We start from the raw sequence: 19406 nt of genomic DNA, 5'->3' as shown, positions 1-19406 counted from the left end.
CCCTCTTAACCAAACTCACGCAGGCGGTTAAAGAAGGACATCATGGGTGAAACCGCTTGGTGCGGACGATCCTCCGCGCCAGTAATCACCACGGTCGCCGTCGTGCCGGCAGGGAACTGATTACCAGGCTGCTGATCAAGTCGGATGCGGACCGGTACGCGCTGAGCCAGGCGAACCCATTCCAGATTAGACTGAACGGTTGCCATCCCCTTGCTGTCAACACTGCTACTGCTGTTGGTTACGCCTGCCGCAATGCTGTCCACGGTGCCACGTAAGGTGATGTTGCTGCCCAATGGCGTGATCTCTGCCCGAAAGCCCGGTCTGACGCCGTGCAGTTTGGTCTCTTCCAGATAGGCCAGCACATAAAAGGAGTGCTGCTGCACCAGGGCGACCGCAACCGAGCCGCGCGTAATGAATTCACCCTGGTAAACATTCAGGTTCGTCACCCAGCCGTCTGACGGTGCCTTAATCGTGGTCCGTTCCAGATCAATTTTCGCCAGATCGCGGGTCGCAACAGATTTCGCCAGCTGGTGTTCTGTGGTTTGCAAATCGTTATTGGATTGCTCGATGGCTTCACGCGACATCGCAGAGGTGCCGAGTTGGTTACGACGTCCGGCCTCACGGCGTTTTTCATTCACCAGCGCCTGGTAATATTCTACATCTGCCTGGGCTTCATCCAGCGCCTTTTGATAGCGGGGACGATCGACAACAAACAGCGTATCGCCTTTTTTAACGAGCTGGTTGTCATGAACCGGCACATCCGTAATTAACCCAGTGACATCAGGAGAAATGGCCACCACGTCGGCTGCAAATCTGGCGTCACGCGTCCAGGGCGATTCGGTGTAGAACACCCAGGCACGGAATATGATGATAACGGCGATGATGACCAGCAGGATGGTGATCGCGTAACGCGCGATTTTTCTTATAAGCGTGTTCACGTAAACCTCAAACGAATAAACGGGATACTAAATAAAATACACAGCAGTAGAGAGCTGTATTGAAGAGTGCCGGGTGCCAGACAAGATCGTAAATACCACTGGGCGTCAGCACGCGTTTCACCAGCCAAAACAGCATAAGTGAAACGATGAGTTCGATAAAAATGGGCGGAAAAGAGAGCCCAAACATGACAAAGACCGGAAGTACACTCATTAAAAATCCTTAGTTCGACACGGCCGGGATAGTCCACCGCCTTGATCGACGCAAAAGCCTGCGCCCTAAGCCACATCTGAACTACGGCTGGCTTAATAATAGCGTATCATCGGGTGTTTTCAGGTAATGAAGCGTCGCCAGGTGATACCCCGGTACGCTTATAGTAACGCGCTTAACTATACGTTTTCTACTGAATGTGATCTAAATCACTTTTTAGCCAGAGTAAACAATGGAACGACTTAAAGGTATGTCGATATTTGCCAAAGTGGTTGAATTAGGTTCTTTCACGGCGGCCGCACGACAGCTTCATCTCAGCGTGTCATCCATCAGCCAGATAATCGCCAGGCTGGAAGATGCCCTTCAGGTTAAGTTACTCAATCGCAGCACACGCAGCATCGGCCTGACCGAAGCGGGGAAAATTTACTATCAGGGTTGCCGCCGCATGCTGGCTGAAGCCAGCCAGGTACATGAGCAGTTATATGCGTTTAATAATACGCCTGTCGGGGTGTTACGGATTGGCAGTTCCTCCACGATGGCGCAGAACGTCCTGGCCGGCATGACCAGTGATATGTTGCGTGACTATCCCGGCCTGAGTGTCAATCTTGTCACCGGCATTCCTGCCCCCGATTTAATCGCCGATGGCCTGGACGTGGTTATTCGGGTGGGCGCATTGAAAGATTCCAGTCTGTTTTCACGCAGGCTGGGGGCAATGCCCATGGTGGTGTGTGCCGCTAAATCCTACCTGGCGCAGCATGGAACACCCGAAAAACCGGCAGACATTACAAAATTCGCCTGGCTGGAATACAGCGTTCGCCCCGACAACAATTTTGAATTGATTGCACCCGAAGGCCTTGTGACTCGTTTGTCACCTCAGGGGCGTTTCGTCACCAATGACTCCCAGACGTTAATTCGCTGGCTTAAGGCAGGCAACGGCATCGCCTATGTCCCGATGATGTGGGTGGCAGATGAGATCAAGAGCGGAGAGATCGATATTTTATTCCCACACTATCAATCCGACCCGCGTCCGGTTTATGCGTTATACACCGAAAAAGACAAGCTGCCGCTGAAAGTTCAGGTCTGTATCGACTACCTGACGCACTACTTTGAACAGGTTGCCGAGCAGTACAAGCAGCACCGCAAGACATAGCGCGTCGCCTTTAGCAAGGTGCAGAACAGGGCATCACAAAGGTGCGGAGCAGGACTTTAAACAGGCCTCATTTACGGCAGAGACAGGAAAATCGCGCCAGCGTTTACTGAATGTGGCGCCTTCAGGATGTAATAGTAGCGCACTAAAAAAACCCGCCAGCAGGCGGGTTTGTCAGGCTAATCAGGCGGTGCCGCCGATAGTCAGCTTGTCCAGCTTGAGCGTAGGCTGGCCCACGCCAACCGGCAGACTCTGGCCTTCTTTACCGCACACGCCAACGCCTTTATCGAGCGCCAGATCGTTGCCAACCATAGAGATTTGCTGCATTGCCTCAATACCGGAGCCGATCAATGTCGCCCCTTTTACCGGTTTGGTGACTTTGCCTTTCTCAATCAGATAGGCTTCGGACGTGGAGAACACAAATTTACCCGACGTAATATCGACCTGGCCGCCACCAAAATTAGGCGCATATAACCCGTATTCCACACTTTCAATAATGTCCTGCGGCGTCGATTTACCCGCCAGCATGTAGGTGTTGGTCATACGAGGCATTGGCAGGTGCGCATAAGATTCGCGACGACCGTTTCCGGTAGGATTCACGCCCATCAGCCGGGCATTCAGCTTGTCCTGCATGTAGCCTTTCAATACGCCATTTTCAATCAGTACGTTGTACTGTCCGGGTACGCCTTCATCGTCAATAGCCAGTGAACCGCGTAATCCCTCGATCGTGCCATCATCAACCACCGTACAGAGGTCAGACGCCACCAGTTGGCCCATCTTACCGCTAAAAACGGAGGTTCCACGGCGATTGAAGTCGCCTTCCAGACCATGACCTACGGCTTCATGCAGCAGCACGCCTGGCCAGCCCGCCCCCAGCACCACCGGTAAAGCGCCTGCAGGCGCAGCCACTGCGGAAAGATTGACCAGTGCCATGCGTACCGCTTCGCGTGCCCAGGCATCAGCGCGCACATCGCCATTTTCATCAGCGAGGAAAAACGCGTAGCCAGTACGCGCACCGCCACCGCTGGTACCCCGTTCGCGTTTGCCTTGATCTTCCACCTGAACGCTGATGGACAGACGCACCAGTGGGCGCACATCGGCGGCCAGGGTACCATCGGTTGCCGCCACCAGGACCTGCTCATATACGCCGGTCAGGCTGGCATTCACTTCCTGAACCCGTGGGTCAGCAGCCCGCGCAACCTGGTCAACACGATGTAACAGGGCGATTTTGTCTTCACGGCTGAGGCTGCCAAGCGGATCGACAGGCGCATAGAGCGCGCGGTTGACGACGGCTGACAGCGTGTGCGCCTTGCCATTCCCCTGCTCGCGTACGATGCTGCGGGCCGCTTCTGATGACAGACGCAGGGCATTCATTGTGATCTGATCGGCATAGGCGAAGCCGGTTTTTTCGCCGCTGACGGCGCGGACACCCACGCCCTGATCGATATGGTAGGAACCATCTTTAATGATTTTATCTTCCAGAACCCAGGATTCATGGAAGCTGGACTGAAAATAAAGATCGGCATAGTCCAGACGACGTTCTGAAAGCTGCCCTAACAGGGAAAAAAGGTCCTGCTGATTAATGTTGTTAGCAGTTAGCAACTGCTCACTTACCAGATTCAGAGTCATCGTTTCTCACTCAATATGTGCTCGGATATTCATAGCCTGAGGCAATTATGTTACGCCGTCAAATATCACTTGTTATAGGTTTCGCGTGGCTTACGCATAACCTCGTCAATTTTGGGCTTATCGAGCGGGCCGCTGATGTGATAGCGCAGCACAGAAATTTTACTCCAGAGCGGCCCCAGAACCTTACTGGCCGCGAATACCGCGGCCCCGACGACCGGGTTAATCGCGAACGCGGTGGCGACACCAACGGAGGCGGAAATTTCCGGGGTAACTATGGCTTCCATATCAATCCGTCGCTTCACAAGATCCATATTGCCCTGCATGGCGATATCCGCCTCCAGCCCATCGACTGACAGGTTATCAGTACGGATGACGCCATCTTCAATCCAGGCGGTACCATTGATTGAATCGAAATAGAAACCCTGTTTAAAAGTATCACTGAAGTCGAAACGCAGTTTACGTAGCAGTGCATCAAAACTGAGCAGGCGCAAAATCTGCCCCGCCGCACCGGTATCCACATCCGTTATCTGGCCTTTACCAAAGTGTGTTTTCAGTGTGCCGCTCAGCGTTTCCGCTGATGGCTGCCAGGGTGCAGCGCGCCAGTGCAGGTCATAGTTAATTTTGAAAGGTGCATCGCGTAATGGCGTATTTACGCCGAACCAGTTGGTTGCGTTATTGATATTGCTGCCCTGCAAGGTGCCTTTCAGCGAGGTACGCTGGTCGTTGGGCCGGTTAACCCATTCGCCCTGAATATTCAGACGCGAACTGCCTGTATCCACCAAGCCATTAGTAAGTGCTAACGTACTTCCTTTAGGTTGCAGCCCGGCGGAAACGCGCCCGTATTTTTGTCCCATCAGCCAGCATTCTGCACACTGAAACTGCACCGCAGGCCACTTGCTAAAGTCAATCTGATCGCTTTTTTGCCCCAGTGGCGAAGCCGCGGTATTTTTTCCGTCAGCGCCCTGCCAGTCGGGATTGTAATAAAGATAATCCAGAGCAACCTGCCACGCTGCTGACGGCGAGGTCGTAAGCTGACCACGTAACTCTTTGGCATTAACCTTCACCTGGGTTTTACCGCCCATTTCCTGGGTGACGGTGGTATCCACGTCATGCCACTCTTGCCCTGCCAGACTGACAGCGGGGCTACGTAAGATAATATTGCCTGGCAACGTTGCCCCGCCCACCTTATGCTCACCCGACGGGCTGGCCGCTCCGCCTTCGCCAGCCATCAGGAGTGCCGCCCAGGCTTCGCCATCGAGCGCAGGCAAATTCAGCACCATGCCTGAACGATCCGGCAGCGCCGGTGTGGTTTTGGTGTCGTTAAGCCAGATGCCTCGCTCAACGCGCAGCGTGGGCTCCAGCAGCCAGCGGCTGTTAAACCGGTGCCGCTCGTCAACGCTGCCGCTCAGATCGAAATGCGTTAAGTCGCCGTCTGCATTAACGGTAACCGGCAGGCTCTCGCCAGCCTTTTTGTCGAGTGGCGGAGGTAAGCGACTACTTACTTCCTTACCGTCTCCTTTGAGTTGCACGGCATAATGTGCACCGCCCTTGTGAGGCAAGGTGACGTTTACCTCACCTTGCCACGGAAGATGACCGGCCAGTTGGCTGCTAATCTGTCGGGGTATATCATTGATTTTTGCCAGTTGCCAGTCCGCCTGTAATTTGACGTTCACGCCAAAATCGTCAGGATTCTCCTGCGTGGTGAAGCTGACATCAATCGGCTGTCCAAACCAGTTGGCCTGCAGCGTATCGCTTTCGAGATTGCCGTTGTTATAGCGGAACTGCCCCGTCAAATGGGTCATTGTGGTATTCAGGGGTTTGATATGCAGGCTGTTGTTATTCATCTGCACATCCCCGCTGGCGTGAACATCTTTGCCATTCAATGGAATATCCAGCTTGAGATGACCTTTGGTCAGGCCTTTGACCTGGAGCTGTTCCAGTGCCGCTCCCAGCGACGATTTGAGCGGCGTGTGCTGGAAGTACTCACCGATTTGCTGCCCGTCACCGCTGATATCGCCATTAATAATCAGCTTTTCCTTCAGGTAATCCGGGATGACGGCGCTGACATTGCGGGCATCGACTTCACCCAGTTTCGCCAGTGGCGCATTCATCCACAGGCCGTCATTCAGGAAGTTAAGATCGATATCAAGATTGCTGAGATCGGGCCAGCCCGGCTGGAACGCATAGGTTGCCTGGCGTAACGGCACCCAAACCTGGAACATCCCGTCGTTGTGCTGGAAGGGAAAAAGCGCTGGATTACCGTTAAACAGCAGCGTGGCATTACTGACCTTGCCGCCTTTAATCGCACCGCTTAAATAGTGTGTCAGCGAGTGGCCCATTATCGGTGTCGGAAAATAGCGCCACGCATCACCAGCGTTCGTGACGTTAATGCCGGCCAGAATATTCAGTTGAGGTTGCGCATCACTGTTTTGCTGATAGCGGAAATCGCCGTGCGCCCAAAGGGAACGGGCCTGAATGTCAAGGTCGTGACCCGCCAGCGTCAGCCCCTGCTTATCCTGCGTCCAGTTAAGGTTGCCGGTGATCTGTTTGATCTCCAGCGGTGCCTGGAACATATCACCATAAGGCACCGTAGCCTGCCCCATCGCAATTGCGGCTTGCCCATCGTTCAGGCTGCCTGTTGCCTCACCATTAAGATGGCTGATGCCGGGAACCAGCTTCCAGTACTGCCAGCTAAAATCACGCCACTTTACCTGAAAGCGGGTCTGCTCGGGTTGTGCTAAGGGAATATCTAACGCAAGCCCATCAATCGTGCCCCGCGGCCGCAATGCACGCCAGTTATCAAACAGCGCAGGTGAGAGAGGCGCAAAAAGCGGCACCAGCGGCGCGATGCGATCTAATGCTAACTGCGTCGCACGAACGCGGACTTCGGCCTCGCTGTTGCTGCCCAGCATCTGCTCGTCCTGCGGTTGCCAGAACAGCGAAAAATGACCAGCAGGCCACGCATTGCCGTCTGTGCTGAGTTTGGTTTGCGGCACCGTTACCACCCAGCCATTTTTATAACGCGAAAGGTGCGCCGTCAGACCATCAACGTTGAGAGTATGGGGACCGCTCTCGCCCTGCCAGCTTGCGCCGCCTTGACTTAACAACAGGTCGCCAGCGTAGATATCACCATCACGCAGAGTGACCCAGGCTGCCAGGCTAAACCGGGCGCTGTCCAGACGGGTGTTATCCCGTACCCAGCGGCCCAGCCAGGGGCGCATATCCACGTCATCAGCCTGCATCCAGATGCGACCGTCGTTGAGTAAGCCTTCGTTATCGTTCAGGTCGAGACGGACCTGCACAACACCGTGCTGTCCGGTAAAACTCGACAGGCTGACCTCACCTTCTGCGCGATGTCGCGTATGTTCGTTCAGCCAGGTGAGTTTAGGGATAGCCAGTTCAGCATGCTGACCGGATGGCGTGATAAAACCAATCGTGCTGTCGCGCAGATCGAAGTGATCGAACTGGCGTAAAAACAGATCGTTGATCTGGGTGAGCCTGAAGCTGTGCTTCTCGTTGTCACTGGTCAGGAGAGGCTGAGTGCTGTTAAAGTGTAACTGCCAGAACGTCAGATCGCGGAACTGCCAGCGCCAGTGGAGCAATGACTGCCAGACGTCCAGCGCAACGGTAATACGCGCGATCGAGAGCGTCCCCGTTTGTTTCATGTCCACGTTCAGGTCACGGATTTGCAGCGTGGGCCCAAAATTTTCCCACTTGCCCTTCAGCTGGCTGGCGTTAACATTGGCACCGCTGACGTCAGAAACAAACTCTAAGACCTGACTACGATAGTTATCGAGGTGCGGCATCGCCAGACGCAGCGCACTGACCAGCAGCGCCACAATCACAATGACTGTCGCGAGCAGCAGTAACATCACTCTTGGCAACTGCCTCACTCACACCTCTCCTTGTCTACCGTTAACGACGGATGGTTGCTGCTCATACCCGGCGTCTTATGACATAAGCGGTATGGGGCCACATTTTACCCTAAAATGTGCGGCCAGACATCGTGAGCCTGACCGGCCAGCACTACATCATGACCACATCGAACTGTTCCTGAGTATAGAGCGCTTCAACATGCACCTTTACCTGCTTGCCGACAAACAGCTCCACTTCCGCCAGCGCATGGGACTCATCCGTTTTCAACGCTTCGCCCACCGTCGGCGACACGTAGACCAGGAAACGGTCAGAATCATAAGCATGATGAACACGAACAATTTCACGCATAATTTCGTAGCACACCGTTTCGACGGTCTTCAGTGTGCCGCGCCCTTTACACACCGGGCAATCCTCACACAGCACGTGTTCGATACTTTCGCGCGTACGCTTGCGCGTCATTTCCACCAGCCCTAAGGCGGAAAACCCGCTGATGCCCGTCTTCACTCTGTCTTTACTGAGCGCGGTTTCCAGCGAATGCAGCACGCGACGGCGATGATCTTCATTACTCATATCAATGAAGTCGATAATGATGATGCCGCCAAGGTTACGTAGCCTCAGTTGGCGGGCGATCGCCTGTGTCGCTTCCACATTGGTGTTAAAAATAGTTTCATCAAGGTTTCGGTGTCCGACAAAGGCACCGGTGTTGATGTCGATTGTCGTCATCGCTTCAGTTTGGTCGATGATGAGGTATCCGCCAGATTTCAGTTCAACTTTACGTTCCAGTGAGCGCTGAATCTCGTTCTCAACATCAAACAGATCAAAGATGGGCTGTTTTCCATTGTAAAGCTCGAGCTTGCTGGACATCTCCGGGATGTATTCGCTGGTGAATTCCTTGAGGAGATCGCAGGTCAGGCGCGAATCGACACGAATGCGATCCAGCGCTGCGCCCGCAAAATCGCGCAGAATACGCTGCGCCAGCGCCAGCTCACCATAGAGTAGACAACGGGTTTGATTGCGCTTTTTCCGCTCGCTGACTTTGGTCCAGAGCCGTTTCAGAAACGCAGCATCCTGCGCCAGCTCTTCTTCGCCAATGCCTTCCGCGGCGGTGCGGATGATGAAACCGCCCAGGTCGTCACAGTAGTCGGCCACGACGGCTTTAAGCCGTTCACGCTCTTTTTCACTGGCAATGCGTTGTGAAACGCCAACGTGTGAAGCGCCGGGCATAAACACCAGGTAGCGCGAGGGCAACGTGATATCTGTGGTTAGCCGCGCGCCTTTGGTGCCGAGGGGATCTTTCACCACCTGCACCACGAGATCCTGTCCCTGACGCACCAGCTCCGCGATATCACGTACCACGAAATTTTTCTTTTCGTCGCCCGCAACGCATTCTGTATGCGGCATGATGTCGGACGCATGCAGGAAGGCCGCTTTATCAAGCCCGATATCCACAAATGCCGCCTGCATGCCAGGCAAAACCCGGCTGACGCGCCCTTTGTAAATATTACCGACGATGCCCCGCCGGGCTTCGCGCTCAATGTGAATTTCCTGCAGGATACCGCCATCAATGTAGGCGACGCGCGTTTCAGCAGGCGTAACGTTAACCAGTAGTTCTGCCGTCATGTTAACCCCTTACGGCACGCAGTGACTGGAACTGGTCGATCAGTTCCGCGGTCTCAACCAACGGTAATCCGACGACTGCGTGATAACTTCCATTGATTTTACGAACAAAGTTTCCGCCCTTTCCCTGAATACCGTAAGCGCCTGCTTTATCCATAGGTTCACCTGTGGCGATGTACTCATTGATGTCGTGTGCGGTTAAGTTACGAAACGTCACCTCGGTGACCACCAGACAGTCCAGCACCTGCTGACGATCGGCCAGCGCGATAGCCGTCATGACCTGATGCGTTTTTCCCGAGAGTTTACTAAGCATCGCGCTGGCATGGTCGGCATCGTGGGGCTTTTCCAGCACCTCGCCATTGAGCACCACGATGGTGTCGGCACCCAGCACCGGTAAGTCTTGCCGGGCAACCGTGACGCCCGCTTTAGCTTTGTCATGCGCCAGGCGTCGAACATAGCCCTCCGCCGTTTCACCGGGCTGACGTTGCTCTTCAACATCAGTGACAAGACGCTCGAAGGTGATGCCAAGCTGGCTCAGCAGTTCACGTCGGCGGGGAGACGCGGAGGCCAGATACAGGGTTACCATAAATTTCCTTATTGAACAGCGAACTGACGGCGGATCTTTCTCATCAATAAGAATAGCCACGGCCAGAGAATCCCGTCGACAACACTGCTCCAGAAAATTTCAGGGCGGAATGAGACGTTGATCACCAGAAACTCTGCCCAGAAGACGATCACATCCATTGCTAATGACAGCACCATAACCATTAACGCCTGCTGCCACAATGCTAAGTTACGGAATAACTGGAATTTAAACGCAACCAGATAGGCGATAATGCTGAGCGCCAGTGCGCGAACGCCCAACGTCGAACCGGCGATTAAATCCATAATCGCCCCCAGCAGAAAACCGCTGCCCACATTCACGCGATGCGGCAGCGCCAGCACCCAATACACCAGAATCAACAATAGCCACGATGGCCGGAACATATAGATCTGTTCCGGCCATGGCATGATTTGCAGAATAAACGCCATCAGAAAGGACAGCCAGATCACCCATCGTCCCTGGCTGCGATATCGACTCAATTCTGGCCTCCGCGTGAGCGGGAAGCGGCATCCTGCGAACGACTTTCGCTGCTGCCCGAAGCGGGTGTGGTAGTCTGTGTGGTGGGCGCAGGCGGCCCCATTTCGCCGGCAGGCGGCAGCACCTGCGGCATCATTTGCATCAGGCGCTCGTTCGCGACCCGATGCACTTCATCAGGCGCCATAGGCATATCACCATTATGATCGGCTCCCCAAAGCAGCAGCAAATAGCGCAGACGTTGCAGACCCGCAGTAGGATGTGCCTGAATCACGGTATAAGCGCGTTGCGTATCCACTTTTACCGAGGACACGACACCGACAGGATAGCCTTCAGGGAAGCGGCCACCTAAGCCTGAGGTGACTAACACATCGCCCACGCGAATATCGGTATTGCCTGGCAGATGTTCCAGTTGTAAATCTTCCGTACAGCCATTGCCCGCCGCAATGACACGAATATCATTACGCAGTACCTGAATGGGCAGCGCATGTGATGCATCACAAATGAGCAGAACGCGGCTGGTAAACTGACCGACAGCGATGACCTGGCCCACAACCCCTTTATCACTGATGACCGGCTGACCTTCATATACGCCATTGGCGCTGCCTTTATCAATCACGACCTGATCGGTATAGGGATCGGTACCGGTGGAGATCACCTGGGTCACCATCTTATGCTCGTCCTGACGCAGAGGTGAACCCAGCAATTCGCGCAGGCGTGCATTCTCCTGCTTGTATTGCCCCAGCATGAGCAGGTCGCTGTTTTTCAGAAACAGCTCCCGACGTAACGCTTTATTTTCCAGCTCAAGCTGCTGGCGTGAAGCCAGCGTATCTGACACGCCATCCAGAAGTTGACGCGGGCCGTTGGCCAGGAAGTAAAACGGACTGACCGATGTGTCCAGATAGTTGCGTATTTGCGTAAATGAACTCACGCGACTATCTGCGATGATGATGGCAATCGCCACAATCACCGCCAGAAAGAGACGCAATTGCAGAGAAGGGCCTCTGCTAAAAATCGGCTTCATATAATCTGCGTGTTCCTCGACTACAAGGTAAGAAAGTACGGACGTACCGCACTTTCCTGGGCTGGACACATCATACCGATGCACGCAGCGCCGGTTTACACGCTACTCCCTGCGCACTGTTACGACGGTCTCAGCCGGTTGAGGCCATTATTCTTCGCTGAATAAATCGCCGCCATGCATGTCGATCATTTCCAGGGCTTTACCGCCGCCGCGCGCAACGCAGGTCAGCGGATCTTCCGCGACGACAACAGGAATGCCTGTTTCTTCCATCAGCAGACGATCCAGATTTCTCAGCAGCGCACCACCGCCCGTCAGAACCATGCCACGCTCGGAAATGTCAGAGGCGAGTTCTGGCGGACACTGTTCCAGCGCGACCATTACTGCACTCACAATTCCGGTAAGCGGCTCTTGCAGGGCTTCAAGGATTTCATTTGAGTTAAGGGTAAAGCCGCGTGGCACACCTTCTGCCAGGTTACGACCACGCACTTCGATCTCACGCACTTCGTCACCCGGGTAAGCAGAGCCGATCTCATGCTTGATACGTTCCGCTGTGGCTTCACCAATCAGTGAACCGTAATTACGGCGCACATAATTAATGATGGCTTCATCGAAGCGGTCACCACCGATACGCACGGAAGAAGAGTAAACTACGCCGTTCAAAGAAATGACGGCAACTTCAGTGGTACCGCCACCAATATCGACTACCATTGACCCGGTCGCTTCAGAAACCGGTAAGCCAGCGCCAATGGCGGCCGCCATAGGTTCTTCAATCAGGAACACTTCACGTGCACCCGCCCCCTGGGCAGATTCGCGGATTGCGCGGCGCTCAACCTGCGTGGCACCGACAGGCACACATACCAGCACGCGCGGACTTGGACGCATAAAGCTGTTGCTGTGAACCTGCTTAATGAAGTGCTGCAGCATTTTCTCGGTCACGAAGAAGTCGGCGATAACGCCATCTTTCATAGGACGAATGGCTGCAATATTGCCCGGTGTACGGCCTAGCATCTGTTTGGCGTCATGACCAACGGCCGCTACACTTTTAGGTGAGCCGGCACGATCCTGGCGAATAGCCACTACGGAAGGCTCGTTCAGCACGATGCCTTGTCCTTTTACATAAATCAGGGTGTTCGCGGTACCCAGGTCAATGGACAAGTCATTGGAAAACATGCCACGAAATTTTTTAAACATACTAAGGGATAATCCTGCAAGCTGGAGGCGGAAAATAAAATCCGCTTACTTTACCAACCACACGAAGCTGCCACAAGGCGCAAAAACGTTCTGCTTCGGTGAAAAATTAGGCGACATTCGCATTAAATCATTTACAGCTGTTTCGCACACGAGCGGAACAGCGATATCACGCTATCAGAGCTGCTTGTTAAAGAATTTTCTTAACTTTACTCCGACATAAAATCTAACATTTCAGGCGCTCTATTCTGCCTGTTTGTTGTCCTGTATTCACTAAAAGCTGGCGTAAAACCGGCGAATTCAGGCAAACGATTAAATCTGGTAACGTTGCGAGTACTTTTTCACATTACTGTTGACCGGCTGAGAAGGTGAAAACAGGTCGCCCTGCCCGCCTTCAACGCCTAATTCGACCAGAGTTTGCCACTCCGCTTTTGTGCGAACGCCTGCCGCATAAAGCCGGGTACCGGTCGGCTTGCAGACGTCCAGCAAGCTCCGCACAAACAGCTGATTTTCAGTACGGCGCTCAATGTTGCGCACCAGGCCGGCATCCAGCTTGATTAACGCGACCGGCAGTTGCCTGATATAGGCGCTACTGACTACCGTCAGTCCTGCCTGACTGATGGCAATCCGGCAGCCAAATGCCTGGAGCGAATGCAACACCGGAATCAAACGGCTGATGTGTTGACAAACATCCCCTTCCGCAAGTTCAAATAAAAATCGTTTTCGCTGACTTTTTGGGCAGGCCAGCAACATTCGCTGCAACCAGACGACAAAGGGACGCTTTAACAGAGAGTCGATACTGACCGGGATAACCAGTGTTTCTTCAGGCCACAGCTCTGACAAAGCGGCAATGCGCAACACCATCTGCCGGTCCCAGCTCTCTACCATCCCAAGCTGCTGCACCAGTGGCATGTATTCAGCCGACAGCACTTCTTTATCACCATCAAAGATGCGGCTGAGTATGACACGATGACGAACCTTGCCCTCACGGTCCACGGCAGGTTTTTGATAGAGCCGCGGCCCACCGCGACTGAGTGTATTTTCCAGCAAAGTGCGCCAGCGAACACTGCCGCGCCCGGCATCCTGCGGATTGCCCGCGCCGTTTGACCAGTTATTGCCACCGGACAGCGTTGCCCGTCGCGTCGCCATCTCCACATTTTCCATTACCTGCGGCACCGTCTGGCCACTGTGCCAGGCGCTGATACCAATGTGAATAAAGTCGTCACGGTTCACCATGCGCATAGGAGGTAACGCATCAACGGCATTAATTAACTGGTCAGCGATGCTGTTGGCCTCTTTCAGGCTGCGGTGCGGCAGCAATACCGCAAAATCACTGCGAAAATAACGCGCAAGAAGCGCGCCGGGATAACGCATGACAAAAGTGGACAGCATATTGACGACGTTAAACAGGTACTCTTCAACCAGCACCGGTCCAAGCGAGTGATCGTGCGTGTCGAGCTCAGGAAAGCGGATCATCATGACCACGCCGTGTGTCCCGACATCTTCCTGGTCCTCCAGCAAGGTGGCCAACTGATTATCGAAGAAAAGCCGGTTATTCAGCCCGGTTCGGCCATCCTGCGCAGCAAAGGTACGAATTAACGTATCAATGCGAACGCGCTGCTCGCCGGCTTCCTGTAAATCTGACAGAAGCTGATCGATCGCCCGACTGGCTTTGGGCGGCCACTCATCACGCTGCTTTTGGCGGAAGAAGGTACGCTCGCCAGCAAGAATCGATGCCGAACGACTTTCCAGGTGTTCCATCCCGCGCCATTGACGCACCAGCCAGCGATGGATGATGGACAGCATCACCGCCATAATCAGTACAACCAGCACGAGGGCGACAAGGGTATAAGTCGCAGGAATCGAGCGTAGCCAGGTTTGTGCAGGATCGAGAATCGTCAACTGGAGCCGCATTCCCGGTTGGTGCATTAGCGCAATGTCAAAATGGATATAGCGGTTTTTTTCGTGCTCGAGCATCTGATTTTCATGGCGGGACAGCGTAAAAACAGGTTGGCGACCGTTATAGAGAGAAAGTTGCTCCGCGTTAATAACAGGCAACATCGGGGCCAGCCAGGCCTTAAGCGCATCGGGAGGTTGGCTCAGCAAGACGTTATCAACTTCGGTCGCCAGCACCTGTACGCGACTTTCGACGCGCTGATGCGTGAGCCAGAAAACACTAAAAGCACAACCCACCAGCATTAAAACCATTGCCAGTACGCTAATCAGTGTAATAAATGCAGAAAGTTTGGTCGTTAATCGCATCCCTGTGCCTGTTTCACTTCGGTTGTCGCCGGATCACGCTGGCGCTGCACGGCAGCCGGAAGAAATTTGAGCAAAATAACACAAATGTCGTCTGGCAACAGTGGCGTTGTGCGTGAAGGCGAAGTATACCGCTGAGAAGATCTCACAGCGCCTGATTCTACATTTTTCAGTGGATTCCCATTTGAGAGCGAAGCCAGGAAATTTCACATTTTTGCAGCGAAATTCGCCAGCATAGGTAATAGTCATCATGCTGGTTGAGACTATCGCGCCTGGAGAAAAACGATGAAGCCGACTAAAAGCCTGACCGAAGCAGATGTAACGCCGGAAAGCATCTTTAATATGAACCGTCGTCGGGTGCTTCAGACGCTGGGGCTGGGTGCCGCGGCCATGGGCCTTCCCGGCATGGCGAATGCTGATATCCTGAGCTGGTTCAAAGGCAACGACCGCCCTGCTGCCCCCGCAGGCCGTCCGCTTGACTTTACCAAACCCGCCCAGTACCAGGCTAACCTGCCCTTAACGCCCGCCGATAAAGTTTCCGGATACAACAATTTCTACGAATTCGGTCTGGATAAAGCCGATCCTGCGGCGAACGCCGGTACCCTAAAAACCGATCCCTGGAAACTGACGATTGAGGGCGAAGTGGCTAAGCCCGTGACGCTGGACATGGATGATATTTTTAAGCGCTTCGCGATGGAGCAACGAATCTATCGCATGCGCTGTGTTGAAGCCTGGTCGATGGTCGTTCCCTGGATCGGATTTGAACTGAATAAACTGCTGAAGCTGGCAGAACCCACCAGCAAAGCCCGCTTCGTCGCCTTCCAGACGCTGTACGCGCCCGATCAGATGCCAGGGCAAAAAGACCGGTTTATTGGCGGCGGGCTCAATTACCCTTATGTAGAAGGTTTGCGTCTGGATGAAGCGATGCATCCGCTTACGATTCTGACAACGGGCGTATACGGTAAAGCGCTGCCGCCGCAGAATGGTGCGCCGATTCGCCTGACGGTTCCGTGGAAATATGGCTTTAAGGGCATCAAGTCCATTGTGAAAATTACGCTCACTCACGATCAACCGCCAACGACATGGAATCAGATTGCCGACAATGAGTATGGTTTCTATGCCAACGTGAATCCCCATGTGAACCATCCACGCTGGTCACAGGCGACCGAACGTTTTATTGGTCCGGGCAGTAGCTTTAATGTGGATCGTCAGCCCACGTTACTCTTCAACGGTTATGCCGATCAGGTTGCCTCACTCTATCGCGGCATGGATTTGCGGGAGAATTATTGAGTGCGCCTGACAATAAAGCAGATCGGCTGGCTTAAAGTCCTGTTGCATCTGGCTGCGTTCCTGCCGTTGGTTTATTTGATCATGGCCGCGATGCACGGTGGACTGAGCGCCGACCCGGCAAAGGATATCCAGCATTTTACCGGCCGAATGGCATTGAAACTGCTGCTGGCTACGTTGCTGGTGTCGCCCTTAACGCGCCTGATAAAACAACCCCTGCTCATTCGGACCCGACGCCTGCTGGGGATCTGGACATTTTTCTGGGCCAGTTTGCATTTGACCAGCTACTACCTGTTGGAGCTGGGAATAAATAACATCGGCCTGCTGGGCAGTGAGCTGATTTCCCAGCCCTATCTGACGCTGGGGATCCTCTCCTGGTTTATCTTGTTGGCGCTGGCCGTCACGTCTTTCCAGCGCATGCAGCGTAAACTCGGCAAACGGTGGCAAACATTGCATAACCTGATCTATCTGGTCGCGATCCTGGCACCTGTCCATTATCTCTGGTCAGTCAAAATCCTTTCGCCGCAACCCATTATTTATGCGCTTTTAGCCCTGGTCCTGTTAGCGTGGCGCTACAAAAAGTTCATTAAGTGGTGGCCGCGTTAACCGCTCTTTTCCCCGCTATCGTCTGCAAAAATGCGGTCTCCGGACCGCATCCGATCAACTTCGCAGATAAGACCAGTATTTTGCTGCGAAATGCCACGAAACGGATATAATGGCCGGCTTTATTGCGATTTGACGCTTCTTTTTCACCGTGACGGGTGACAAATGGAAAGCGGCAAGGTATTTTACGCGATGCCTCAATGATTGCGGGAGATGGCAGCAAGATGGCCGATAAATTACATATTCTGCTTTTGAACGGTCCCAACCTTAATCTGTTGGGAACGCGCGAGCCTGAAAAATACGGGGACGTCACGCTGGATCAGATCGTTTCTCGTCTTGTGCAGCAGGCAGACCAGTTGAATGTAGCGTTAAGCCATTTGCAGTCCAATGCTGAATATCAGCTCATTGATCGCATTCATGAGGCAAAAGGCAACGTGGATTATATCATCATCAATCCTGCCGCGTTTACGCACACCAGCGTCGCACTTCGTGATGCGCTGTTAGCAGTGGACATTCCCTTTATCGAAGTCCATCTGTCAAATGTGCACAGCCGCGAGCCCTTCCGCCAACATTCCTATTTTTCTGATGTCTCTGCGGGCGTTATTTGTGGGCTTGGCGCCGATGGCTACTCGTGGGCATTACAAACGGCAGTAAAGCGCCTGTCTCATACTAATTAATCAAACTGAGTACGGAACCCCATTCATGGATATTCGTAAAATTAAAAAACTGATCGAACTGGTTGAAGAATCTGGCATTTCTGAGCTGGAGATTTCCGAAGGTGAAGAGTCTGTTCGTATCAGTCGTGCACCTGCAAACACTGGTTATCCGATGATGCAGCAGGCTTATGCTGCGCCTGTTGCTCAGCAACCGGCGCTGGCGAGCGCCGTGGCACCTGTTGCCGCTGTCGCAGAAGCTGCACCAGCAGAAATCAGTGGTCACATCGTACGTTCACCGATGGTCGGTACCTTCTACCGCACACCAAGCCCGGATGCGAAAGCGTTTGTGGAAGTGGGCCAGAAAGTCAATGCCGGTGACACGCTGTGCATCGTTGAAGCCATGAAAATGATGAACCAGATCGAAGCCGACAAATCTGGCGTTGTTAAAGCCATTCTGGTCGAAAGTGGTCAACCGGTAGAATTTGACGAGCCACTTGTTGTCATCGAATAACGGGGCGAACCATGCTGGATAAAATTGTTATTGCTAACCGCGGTGAGATTGCACTGCGCATTCTGCGTGCCTGTAAAGAACTGGGCATTAAGACTGTCGCTGTTCACTCAAGCGCGGACCGTGACCTGAAACACGTGCTGCTGGCAGACGAAACGGTTTGCATCGGCCCGGCACAGTCGGTCAAAAGTTATCTCAACATCCCGGCGTTGATCTCTGCTGCAGAAATCACCGGCGCGGTGGCGATTCACCCTGGCTACGGCTTCCTGTCTGAGAACGCGGATTTTGCTGAGCAGGTTGAGCGCTCTGGCTTTATCTTTGTGGGCCCAAAAGCTGACACCATCCGCCTGATGGGCGATAAAGTGTCGGCCATCACGGCGATGAAGAAAGCTGGCGTGCCGACCGTACCTGGCTCCGATGGCTCACTGACCGATGACATGGAAAAAAACCGTGCCTTCGCCAAGCGCATCGGCTATCCGGTCATTATTAAAGCCTCCGGCGGCGGCGGCGGTCGTGGTATGCGCGTTGTGCGCAGTGACAAAGATCTGGAACAATCCATCAACATGACGAAAGCGGAAGCCAAAGCGGCTTTCAACAACGACATGGTGTACATGGAGAAGTATCTGGAAAATCCACGTCACATCGAAATCCAGGTTCTGGCTGATGGCCAGGGCAACGCCATCTATCTGGGCGAGCGTGACTGTTCTATGCAGCGCCGCCACCAGAAAGTCGTGGAAGAAGCGCCAGCACCGGGCATTACGCCAGAGCTGCGTTCATTCATCGGTGAGCGTTGTACTAAAGCCTGTATCGATATCGGCTATCGCGGCGCAGGGACGTTTGAGTTCCTGTACGAGAATGGCGAGTTCTATTTCATTGAAATGAACACCCGTATTCAGGTTGAACATCCGGTCACCGAAATGATCACCGGCGTCGACCTGATTAAAGAGCAACTGCGTATTGCTGCTGGCCAGCCGCTGTCAATCAAGCAAGAAGATGTGATTATTCGTGGTCATGCGGTTGAATGCCGTATCAACGCCGAGGATCCGGTCACCTTCCTGCCAAGCCCTGGTAAGATTACCCGTTTCCATGCACCGGGTGGTTTTGGTGTGCGTTGGGAATCCCATATTTATGCGGGTTACAGCGTGCCGCCGTATTATGATTCCATGATCGGAAAGCTCATCACCTACGGTGAAACCCGTGATATCGCCATTGCCCGTATGAAAAACGCGCTGGCGGAGCTGATTATCGACGGCATCAAAACCAACATCGAACTGCAGATGAAAATCATGTCCGATGAAAACTTCCAGCACGGTGGCACCAATATCCACTATCTGGAGAAAAAACTCGGCCTGCACGAGAAGTAATCGCAATGCTGAGTTAGTCTGAGG

Annotated in this window: 16 protein-coding genes; 6 read left to right on the top strand and 10 right to left on the bottom strand. The window is 53.6% G+C overall.

Annotation, left to right across the window (positions count from 1 at the left end):
* Window positions 1–5 precede the first annotated feature (5 nt).
* Together aaeA and aaeX are read right to left on the bottom strand one after the other, a co-directional pair.
* Window positions 6–938, bottom strand: a complete 933-nt coding sequence (gene aaeA / locus GC087_RS02575; protein WP_033740058.1) for a p-hydroxybenzoic acid efflux pump subunit AaeA — start codon at window positions 936–938, stop codon at window positions 6–8.
* 7 nt (window positions 939–945) lie between these two features.
* On the bottom strand, window positions 946–1149 hold the full coding sequence (aaeX, locus tag GC087_RS02570; protein WP_006120970.1) for a p-hydroxybenzoic acid efflux pump operon protein AaeX: 204 nt from the start codon (window positions 1147–1149) through the stop codon (window positions 946–948).
* Window positions 1150–1378: 229 nt separating this feature from the next.
* Between aaeX and aaeR the strand changes: the two genes are divergently transcribed.
* Window positions 1379–2296 carry an HTH-type transcriptional activator AaeR gene (gene aaeR / locus GC087_RS02565; RefSeq protein ID WP_006120971.1) on the top strand — a complete coding sequence of 306 codons (918 nt, stop codon included), beginning with the start codon at window positions 1379–1381 and terminating at the stop codon, window positions 2294–2296.
* 180 nt (window positions 2297–2476) lie between these two features.
* On the opposite strand, the gene tldD is transcribed toward aaeR, so the two are convergent.
* The 8 genes from tldD to csrD form a co-directional block, all read right to left on the bottom strand.
* Entirely contained in the window at window positions 2477–3922 is a 1446-nt protein-coding gene (gene tldD, locus GC087_RS02560) for a metalloprotease TldD (protein ID WP_006120972.1), read from the bottom strand.
* A gap of 65 nt (window positions 3923–3987) precedes the next feature.
* Window positions 3988–7815, bottom strand: coding sequence for an AsmA2 domain-containing protein YhdP (yhdP, locus tag GC087_RS02555; protein WP_039341739.1), 3828 nt, complete (start codon window positions 7813–7815; stop codon window positions 3988–3990).
* Between the two features lie 133 nt (window positions 7816–7948).
* The gene (gene rng / locus GC087_RS02550; RefSeq protein WP_033740062.1) at window positions 7949–9418 is read right to left on the bottom strand and encodes a ribonuclease G; all 1470 of its coding nucleotides are present in this window, start codon (window positions 9416–9418) and stop codon (window positions 7949–7951) included.
* A gap of 1 nt (window position 9419) precedes the next feature.
* Entirely contained in the window at window positions 9420–10001 is a 582-nt protein-coding gene (locus GC087_RS02545; RefSeq protein WP_006120975.1) for a Maf family protein, read from the bottom strand.
* Window positions 10002–10009: 8 nt separating this feature from the next.
* Complete coding sequence (gene mreD / locus GC087_RS02540) at window positions 10010–10498, bottom strand: rod shape-determining protein MreD (RefSeq protein ID WP_006120976.1); 489 nt, start codon at window positions 10496–10498, stop codon at window positions 10010–10012.
* Window positions 10495–11517 carry a rod shape-determining protein MreC gene (gene mreC, locus GC087_RS02535; RefSeq protein ID WP_006120977.1) on the bottom strand — a complete coding sequence of 341 codons (1023 nt, stop codon included), beginning with the start codon at window positions 11515–11517 and terminating at the stop codon, window positions 10495–10497. Before mreC ends, mreD begins: the two co-directional genes overlap by 4 nt.
* Window positions 11518–11664: 147 nt before the next feature.
* Window positions 11665–12708 carry a rod shape-determining protein MreB gene (gene mreB, locus GC087_RS02530; RefSeq protein WP_003855260.1) on the bottom strand — a complete coding sequence of 348 codons (1044 nt, stop codon included), beginning with the start codon at window positions 12706–12708 and terminating at the stop codon, window positions 11665–11667.
* Between the two features lie 309 nt (window positions 12709–13017).
* Window positions 13018–14967, bottom strand: coding sequence for an RNase E specificity factor CsrD (gene csrD / locus GC087_RS02525; RefSeq protein ID WP_110268752.1), 1950 nt, complete (start codon window positions 14965–14967; stop codon window positions 13018–13020).
* A 282-nt stretch (window positions 14968–15249) separates the two neighbouring features.
* Here csrD and msrP point away from each other — a divergent pair, with 282 nt between their 5' ends.
* The 5 genes from msrP to accC all read left to right on the top strand — a co-directional run bounded on the left by msrP (window position 15250) and on the right by accC (window position 19382).
* A complete protein-coding gene (gene msrP, locus GC087_RS02520; protein WP_006120979.1) occupies window positions 15250–16254 on the top strand; it encodes a protein-methionine-sulfoxide reductase catalytic subunit MsrP in 1005 nt (334 codons plus the stop codon).
* Window positions 16255–16857: a protein-methionine-sulfoxide reductase heme-binding subunit MsrQ gene (gene msrQ / locus GC087_RS02515; RefSeq protein ID WP_324029551.1), complete on the top strand. Its 603-nt coding sequence runs from the start codon at window positions 16255–16257 to the stop codon at window positions 16855–16857.
* A gap of 221 nt (window positions 16858–17078) precedes the next feature.
* Window positions 17079–17531, top strand: coding sequence for a type II 3-dehydroquinate dehydratase (gene aroQ, locus GC087_RS02510; RefSeq protein ID WP_033740114.1), 453 nt, complete (start codon window positions 17079–17081; stop codon window positions 17529–17531).
* A gap of 25 nt (window positions 17532–17556) precedes the next feature.
* On the top strand, window positions 17557–18021 hold the full coding sequence (gene accB, locus GC087_RS02505) for an acetyl-CoA carboxylase biotin carboxyl carrier protein (protein WP_033740068.1): 465 nt from the start codon (window positions 17557–17559) through the stop codon (window positions 18019–18021).
* Between the two features lie 11 nt (window positions 18022–18032).
* On the top strand, window positions 18033–19382 hold the full coding sequence (gene accC / locus GC087_RS02500) for an acetyl-CoA carboxylase biotin carboxylase subunit (protein WP_039341728.1): 1350 nt from the start codon (window positions 18033–18035) through the stop codon (window positions 19380–19382).
* Window positions 19383–19406 lie beyond the last annotated feature (24 nt).

The organism is Pantoea sp. JZ2 (genome assembly GCF_035191405.1).
Classification (GTDB): Bacteria; Pseudomonadota; Gammaproteobacteria; order Enterobacterales; family Enterobacteriaceae; genus Pantoea; species Pantoea stewartii.
The sequence above is the reverse complement of the archived record's forward strand: the minus strand, read 5'-3'. Positions and strand labels throughout refer to the sequence as shown.